Source organism: Marinomonas sp. A3A (genome assembly GCF_018336955.1).
Classification (GTDB): domain Bacteria; phylum Pseudomonadota; class Gammaproteobacteria; order Pseudomonadales; family Marinomonadaceae; genus Marinomonas; species Marinomonas lutimaris.
Genome location: NZ_CP025532.1, coordinates 4340852 through 4349438, shown reverse-complemented (window position 1 = coordinate 4349438; position 8587 = coordinate 4340852). Strand labels below are relative to the sequence as shown.

The following is an 8587-nucleotide window of genomic DNA, read 5'->3' as shown; positions in this document are numbered from 1 at the left end:
GATCCCATCCCGAACTCAGAAGTGAAAAGCGCCATCGCCGATGGTAGTGTGGGAGATCCCATGTGAGAGTAGGTCGTCGTCAAGCTTTATATTAAGAAGGCCCTGATAGCTAACGCTGTCAGGGCTTTTTTTCGTCTCAAGCAATCACGTCATCCAAGAACCTCTCCCACGTGTGGGGCTCTTTATCAAAGACAAGCATGTGATAATATATCGTCGTCAAGCTTTATATTAAGAAGGCCCTGATAGCTAACGCTGTCAGGGCTTTTTTTCGTCTCAAGGAAATGCGTCTATCCAAGAACCTCTCCCACGTGTGGGGCTCTTTATCAAAGACAAGCATGTGATAATATATCGTCGTCAAGCTTTATATTAAGAAGGCCCTGATAGCTAACGCTGTCAGGGCTTTTTTTCGTCTCGAAAAAGGGTCTCAATCCTAATAAGTTCAAGCAATCGCTGTATACTAACCAGATCCAAATATATTATTCGGTGATTCTGCATATGTTGTCTACAAAGGGGTTTTTGTGGCTTTTTATCTTCTTGGCTTATCTATTTTACTGGCGTTTTTCCCATGTAAAACTCCAATAATACAGATTCCTTTGTGGTGTCTTGCTTGCTTTACAGCAGTTATTTCTGGCTATTTAGACAAGGTTGTCGATATTCAGGGTGTTCTTATTGTATTGGTATATTCAGGTATTTTATTTGGCTCGCTAACATTGCAGCAGATTTGGCTACGCAGAGTAACTGTTTGCCTGTTTGGCGCTGTTTCTCTGGCTCTTGCTATGCATTTATTGCCTGGCTTTTATAATTCTGCTGTTGTTGTAGAGCAAACAGTAAGCGCAGATGCGATCCCCTTTAGTCTGTATGCGAATTTTGATAAAGGGTTGGCTGGTTTATTTCTATTAGGTTATTTTTTTAGCGGACAAGCGCGAGTCGATTATTTTTATAATCAGCAGAAACCTAAAGAGACGCTAGTGCTTGTCATATTTACTCTCTTTTTCGCTTTGGGCTTGGCTTTACTGTTAGGATTGATTCAACTTGATTTTAAGGTACCTAGTTTTTGGTTGAGCTTTCTTGCTATAAATTTATTGTTTACTTGTGTTGCCGAGGAGGCTTTTTTTCGAGGTTTTCTGCAGCGAGAGTTGTCAAATTGGTTGGAGGGAAGATTTTCTTTATTAATTGCACCCATATTTTCAGCGTTAATTTTTGGTCTAGCTCATATTGCGGGTGGTGTTGAGTATGTTTTCGTTGCCGGTGTAGCAGGGTTAGGATATGGCTACCTTTTCCATCGTACTAAGAGAATTGAATGGTCGATCTTGTGCCATTTTGCTCTAAATATTACGCATTTCTTTTTATTCACTTATCCGATGATTGCTTAAGAGATATTTTCTACAAGAGTTAGGGTATAAAAAACGGCCCGTTTAGGGCCGTTTTAGTTGTTTCTTTTGCCTAGAATTACTCTTCCATTTGTGCTTTGTCGACGATGTGATTATCACCGATGTCTTTCGGTAAAATTAAATTCAGCGTGATCGCGACGATGCCGCATAAGCTGATGCCTTGAAGGCTGAACTCACCAATACCAAAGGCCATACCACCTATACCAAACACTAGAGTCACCCCAACGATGATTAAGTTGCGAGACTTATGAAGGTCGACTTGATTCTTAATCAAAGTATTTAGTCCTACAGCGGCAATAGAACCAAACAATAGAATCATAATGCCGCCCATTACTGGTAGCGGGATAGTTTGCAGAGCAGCTCCTAATTTACCAACCCAAGCAAGAACAATGGCTGCAATAGCGGCCCACGTCATGATGACAGGATTGAATGCCTTGGTAAGCATCACTGCGCCAGTTACTTCACTGTAAGTCGTATTTGGTGGTGCGCCAACCATAGCCGCAGCCATCGTTGCGATACCGTCGCCAGCAATAGTGCGATGTAGACCTGGTTTTTTGAGGTAGTCTTTTCCAGTGACGTTGGAGATAGATAGTATGTCGCCTACGTGTTCAACTGCTGGTGCAATAGCAACAGGCAGCATGAACAAGATCGCATTAATGTTAAATTCAGGCGCGCTAAAGTTTGGCATAGCAAACCATGCTGCATTGTAGATAGGATCAAAATTGACTATTCCGAAGAATAAACTTAAAACATAGCCAACGACAATACCACCAAAGACAGGCAGTAATTTGAAAAGACCCTTTGCGAACACGCTAATTAAAATGGTTGTTAGTAATGAAGCAAGAGCAATCCAAATAGCGATATTGGCATCAATAACTTGAGAGTCTCCAGCTTTGCCTAGCGCCATGTTGACTGCTACGGGTGCTAGCCCAAGACCAATTACCATAATGATTGGGCCAATAACAACTGGTGGTAATAGGGTGTGAATGAAGCCTGCGCCTTTAAGGCGAATTACTCCACCAAGAATGACATAGACAAAACCTGCTGCTATTAAGCCTCCCATAGTCGCTGGGATACCCCATGTTTGAACGCCGTACATAATTGGGGCAATGAACGCAAATGAGGAGGCGAGGAAAATAGGGACTGTTCTGCGAGTTGTTAATTGGAATAAAAGCGTTCCGACGCCAGCGCCAAAAAGCGCAACGTTGGGGTCTAATCCAGTTAATAGTGGGACAAGCACTAAAGCGCCAAATGCAACAAACAGCATTTGAATGCCTAAGACGGCATTTTTCATAGGTAAAATCCTTGGGTGGTTTTGAATGCAGGGATTTTATAGGCAAGTCGGTATAAGTGCCAGACAGGTGCGAGCTTTGTTGGGGATATTCCGTTAGTTTGAGGTAATTAGTCGTCAGCGATATTGAGTCTCTGTTTTTTCTCCAAATAGCCTGTTTTGAACTCTTCTGCTGGAAGGGGGCGGCTGATGTAGTAGCCCTGAATATCATCACAACCAATATTATTGAGCATTTCTAGTTGTGCTTTTGTTTCCACTCCTTCGGCTATTGTGGTCATGCCTAGTTGTTGCGCGAGTAGAATAATCGTACCTACAATCACTTGATCATTCGCATTGGTGGTCATATTGCGGACAAAAGACTGGTCTATTTTCAGTTTATAAACGGGAAATCTTTGTAGATAGCTCAAAGAAGAATAGCCAGTACCAAAATCATCAATAGAGGTGTGTATGCCGAGTTTTTGAAAGGATTCTAATATTGTTATCGTATGTTCAGGATCTTTTGTGGCAATGCGCTCGGTGAGTTCTAGTTCTAGGTATTCTGTTGGGACTTCATATTCATAGAGTATTCCAGCCACAGTGGCAGGAAGGTCGTCTGCTTGAAATTGAGCATATGAGAGATTTACTGCAATTCTAACTGGGGTAATTCCTTCTTCTAACCATTGTTTGAGTTGACGTGCTGATTCTCGTAGAACCCACTCACCTATGGCTAAAATTTGTCCGTTCTCTTCCGCAAGAGGAATAAACTCTCCTGGGCTAACCGCCCCCAATTCTTTGCTATGCCAGCGTATGAGTGCTTCAGCTCCAATGACTCTTCCTGTGATGAGTGAAACTTGCGGTTGATAGTGTAAAGAAAACTCTTCTCGCTCTAAGGCGTCATGTAGTGCATTACTTAAAATTAGAGCTCGTGTCGAGGTAGCTTGCATTTCTTCTGTGAAGAAGGCGTATCTATTTCTACCTGCATGTTTAGCGTGATACATGGCGGTATCTGCTTGTTGATATAAAGTGTCAAAGTCTTTGCCATTTCGTGGATATAAACTCACACCTATGGAAGGAGTAATAAAAAACTGATGCTGATCTATGTTATAACGTGCTGATAAAGCGTCCTTTATTTCGCTGGTTTTTTCTATCAAGCAAGCTTCATTTTCTGCAGGTAAGAGAATAATAAATTCGTCACCACCTTGTCGTGCTACGTAGCCAATTTTACCAACTAAAGAGCGCATCCTGTCTGCAAGGGTTAGTAGGAGTTGGTCGCCAATGGTATGACCTAATGTATCGTTGACGTTTTTGAAGTGGTCTAGGTCGATAAATAGTAAGGCCAGTTTGATATCGGGTTTAATAATCTGATGAAACGTTTTATGAAGCGCTACTCTGTTCGGAAGTTTTGTTAATGAATCGTGATGTGCTAACCACTCGACCTGATCATGTGCCTTTTGAATTTCATCAATGTCAATACGGACACCAAGCATGCGAGCAGGCTTGTCCTCTTGGTCAAACTCAGTCACGATGCAGCGTACACCAATCCAACGATAGCTGCCGTCAATATGTTTTATTCGTGCCTGATACTTATAATAGTTTGATTCTTTCTTACTACTTAAAATGCTTTGAATGGTACTCAGAACTCGCTGACGATCTTCTGGGTGTATTTTTTCCAATTCAGCTTTTCTATCTGCCATACCTTCGACGGGAGCATAGCCCAGCATAGTAAAGTAGGATGGAGTAGCAAACCAAATATCTTTGGTGACATCCCATTCCCAAATGCCCACTTTAGTTAACTTTAACGCTTCGTTTACACGAATTTCAGCTTCAACAAGTTCGCTTTCTCGTTCTTTAAATGGCGTTGTTCGATATGCATGGCCAACTGAGAATTGGCCCTTTTTATTGTGTGTATTGGTTGTATTGACTTGAAAATAATCGATACTGCCACTGGGTAAGCAAATGTATTCTTCAGCCGTTCCTGTTTCTGTATTTGATGTAATGGTGGGGAGGAAGTCTTGAGTTAATTGAGGGTGCTGAGATTGAATTTCTTCATCTTTATAGCCGATTATATCTACTTTTGATAAACCAACGAGTTGTTCAAATGAGGGGTTACAATAAACATACTTTTGGTTTTTGTCTTTTATCCAAATGGGATCAAAAATGCTGTCTAGTGACGATGTTAATTGGTGTTTATCGCTTTCAGAACGTCTGACGCTTTGAATAAGTTTGCGGTTGTCTGCTTTCAATTTGATGTAGACATTTATAAGCATGAGTAAAAAACACAAAGCTAGAAAGTAGCCTAATATTGTTACCCAAGGATATGTCATTATTCTTCACCTTAATCTTTTTATCTATGTTCAAATGAAAAATAGAGTCTGCAGTCTATATACGCGACACAATTTTGTATTTCACGTTGACTATTTTAATCCCAATTAGTTTTTTCAGCTGTATAGCATATGATGCTACTCTGTATTGTTATGTAACAAACTTACTTTGTTCTTACTATTAGGTGGTTTTTGTGAGAGCAGAAGGGGGGGGGGAATAATTTAGTGAATGATCTTTTTTCTGCAACTAAAAGATATATTTGCTGTCTCGAATTGGGGTTATGCTTTGGATAAATTGAATTTAGAACAAAATGTAAACCAACATACTAAATTTCCCATATAAATATATTAAATATTTACTCAATCTGAACACTCGATCAGATCATAATTCGCTAGTATAGATAGTAACTTTTTAGCTGATAGGGTCATGTTCTATGCTTCCTCATTGTTTTTCAGAATCCATGAAGGATTCAAACTTGGTCGGGCCGCAGGTTTTGCGAAAATCCCGAAAAACAAATGTGTCTAGTAATTTGCAACGCTTGGCTAGTCGGTCTTTAGTGGCTGTCGGTGTGTTGTTTAGTCTTACCGCTTGTGCTGCGCAATCTCAGCCTGAGTCTTCACCATCCTCACAAGCCTCTATTGCTCAACCTAAAAAAGGTGAAGAGTTCAACTATGCTTGGTTGAAAGGATATGCACGTCAATTGTCGACTAAGCCTTATGAAAGCCATCAAGGTGAAATGCCAGAGAGCTTAAAAGGCTTGGACTGGGATGACTACCAAGAAATTCAGTTCAATAAAGACGCTGCGTTATGGCACGATCAAAAATCGGAGTTCCGCACCGGACTTTTTCATCTTGGTTTAGGATTTGATACTCCCATTCACATGAATGAACTTGAAAATGGTAAATCCACGCCTATTCCGTACATGCCATCTGAGTTTACCTACGGTAAATCTAAAGTAGATGGTGATAAGCTTCCCAAGGATCTAGGCTTTGCAGGTTTTAGAATGCAGTTTGCCACAGACTGGCAGCGTGATGTTGTTGCCTTTTTGGGTGCGAGTTATTTCCGTGCCGTTGGCAGTGAAATGCAATATGGTCTTTCCGCTCGAGGCTTGGCGATTGATACCGCAATGCCTCATCCTGAAGAGTTTCCAACTTTTACCGACTTTTGGTTAGAGAAACCAAAACCAGGTTCCGATGTTGTTACTGTTTACGCGTTAATGGATTCTCCTAGTGTGACAGGTGCTTATCGTTTTGATATGACACCGGGCGAACCGTTCAAAATGCGAGTAGATTCCGCTATTTATCCGCGTAAATCGGTTGAGCGTTTAGGCGTCGCGCCAATGACCAGTATGTTTATGGTCGGCGAAAATGATCGTAGAACAAATTATGACTGGCGTGCTGAGATTCATGATTCTGATGGTCTTGCGATGCAAACAGGTAACGGCGAATGGATTTGGCGTCCACTAGCTAACCCTGAAAACTTACAGTTTAATGCTTACAGTGATGAGAATCCAAAAGGCTTTGGCTTACTACAGCGTGACCGTAACTTCGATCACTATCAAGATGACGGTGTTTTCTATGAGAAGCGTCCAAGTTTATGGATTGAACCACTAGGTAACTGGGGTAAGGGTTCTGTGCAATTGGTAGAAATTCCGACTCTAGATGAAACTTTCGATAACATCGTAGCGTTTTGGAATCCAGATGCTCCGGTTGAAGCGGGTCAAGAGCTTCTATATAGCTACAACATGTACTGGGGTAGTCATCCTCCTGTGCAATCTAACCGAGCTCGCGTTGTTGATACCTTCACTGGTATTGGCGGAGTGATTGGTAAGAAGCGTCAATATTACAGCAAACGCTTTGTGGTTGACTTTGCGGGTGGTTCTTTGTCTATGTTAGGTAATGACACCAAAGTGAAAGCGGTGATTACGTCTTCTGAAGGTAGAGTGGAAATCGAATCAGCTCGACCACTGCATTCAATCGATGGTTATCGTGCGATGTTTGATTTAGTACCGCCAAAAGGAGAGCCTAAACCAATTAACTTAACCGTTCACTTGGAAGCCAATGGCCAGCCGCTTACTGAAACTTGGCAGTACCAATGGACCCCGCCAGCGGAGAAAGATAGAGAGCTCCATAATGCAGGCCATTTGAAGTAACGCTCTAAGCACAAGTTACTTGTTTAGCAAATAAAAACGCTCGATGTTTCGCATCGGGCGTTTTTTTGTTGCTCAACAAAGAGCCCTAAGATTCTTAACTATTACGGCTATTTAGAAAGTCGCGATATGCATATCCACTGCGTTTGATGGTTCTTTCTTGGGTTTGGTAATTGACGTAAGTTAGACCAAAGCGCTTGCTGTAACCTTCTGCCCATTCAAAGTTATCCATTAAACTCCAAGCGAAATAACCGCGAATATCAACACCACTTTCAATGGCTTGATGCACAGCGTTTATATGACTATCTAAATAACGTACTCGTTGATCATCGTTTATTTCGCCATCGATGATCTTATCCGCACATGCTGCGCCATTTTCGGTAATATAAATAGGTGGCAAGGTATATTGTTTGTGAAGATTGACTAATAGCTCAGTGAAGGCGTGAGGGGCAATTTCCCAACCAATGTCTGTGTACTCAACAGCTTGGCTGTTTTTTACATTTTTGAACATGTCATCAGCGTCGTAGGCATTGTGATTACAGGTGTAGAAGTTCATGCCTAAGAAATCAATCGGTTGAGAAATGATGTCCATGTCACCAGGTAAAACTGTTGGCAAATATTGCGGAGCGACGGTTTTGAGTAACTGCGGATATTGCCCTTTCATTAGCGGTTCGATGAAAAATTGGTTATCTAGAGTTTCTCGCATCAAGCACGCGAATTGATCTTCGGCTTTTTCGCTGGCGGCGTAGGAGCGGTTCATATTTAGTACTATGCCAACCTGAGATTTTGGTGCGTTTTTACGAATAACAGGAAGCGCTAAACCATGGGCGAGCAAAATATGATGGGCAGCTTGTCGACCAAATTCTGGTTTGCTTAACCCCGGCGCATGTATACCCAACTCATAACCTAATATTGCTGCGCAAAAAGGTTCGTTAAAGGTCGACCAGCTATCAACCCATTCCGCTAATTTTTTGGTAACTAAATCAACGTAGCTTTTGAACTGATAGGCTGTTTCTCGATTAAGCCAGCCGCCTTTATCTTCTAAGTGCTGCGGTAGATCCCAGTGATAAAGTGTCGCAAATACAGTGAGACCTTCTGCTTTGAGTTTTTTAAGCAAGTTGCGATAAAAATCTAGTCCCGCTTGGTTTGCTTCGCCTTTTTCGTTCATCACTCTGGGCCAAGCAATGGATAGTCGGTACGCGTCTACACCAAGATCTTTAATCAGCTGGATATCTTGCTCCCATAGATGATAATGATCACACGCCACTTCACCGTTATCTGCGCCTTTTACTTTTCCGGGTGTTGCGCAGAAGGTATCCCAAATAGAAGGAAGACGATTATCAGCGGTTGTTGCGCCTTCGATTTGGAAGGAGGCGGTTGCCACGCCAAAGGTAAAATCGGAGGTAAGCATTTTCGAATTTGATGGTAAGGTGATTGACATGTTGTCCCCAGTCT

Annotated in this window: 5 protein-coding genes; 2 read left to right on the top strand and 3 right to left on the bottom strand. The window is 41.9% G+C overall.

Going from position 1 to position 8587, the window contains the following annotated elements; translation table 11 throughout:
- The first annotated feature begins 518 nt into the window (after positions 1-518).
- Positions 519-1373, top strand: coding sequence for a CPBP family intramembrane glutamic endopeptidase (locus CYL31_RS20370; protein ID WP_212916926.1), 855 nt, complete (start codon positions 519-521; stop codon positions 1371-1373).
- Between the two features lie 76 nt (positions 1374-1449).
- Here CYL31_RS20370 and CYL31_RS20365 read toward each other — a convergent pair whose 3' ends face one another.
- Positions 1450-2685, bottom strand: a complete 1236-nt coding sequence (locus CYL31_RS20365) for a uracil-xanthine permease family protein (protein ID WP_212916925.1) — start codon at positions 2683-2685, stop codon at positions 1450-1452.
- A 107-nt stretch (positions 2686-2792) separates the two neighbouring features.
- Positions 2793-4985, bottom strand: coding sequence for a GGDEF and EAL domain-containing protein (locus CYL31_RS20360; protein WP_212916924.1), 2193 nt, complete (start codon positions 4983-4985; stop codon positions 2793-2795).
- 431 nt (positions 4986-5416) lie between these two features.
- On the opposite strand from CYL31_RS20360, the gene CYL31_RS20355 reads away from it, so the two are divergent.
- Positions 5417-7135 (top strand): OpgD/OpgG family glucan biosynthesis protein, encoded by a 1719-nt coding sequence (locus tag CYL31_RS20355; protein WP_212916923.1) that lies wholly within the window; start codon positions 5417-5419, stop codon positions 7133-7135.
- 94 nt (positions 7136-7229) lie between these two features.
- On the opposite strand, the gene CYL31_RS20350 is transcribed toward CYL31_RS20355, so the two are convergent.
- On the bottom strand, positions 7230-8573 hold the full coding sequence (locus CYL31_RS20350) for a GH1 family beta-glucosidase (RefSeq protein WP_212916922.1): 1344 nt from the start codon (positions 8571-8573) through the stop codon (positions 7230-7232).
- Positions 8574-8587 lie beyond the last annotated feature (14 nt).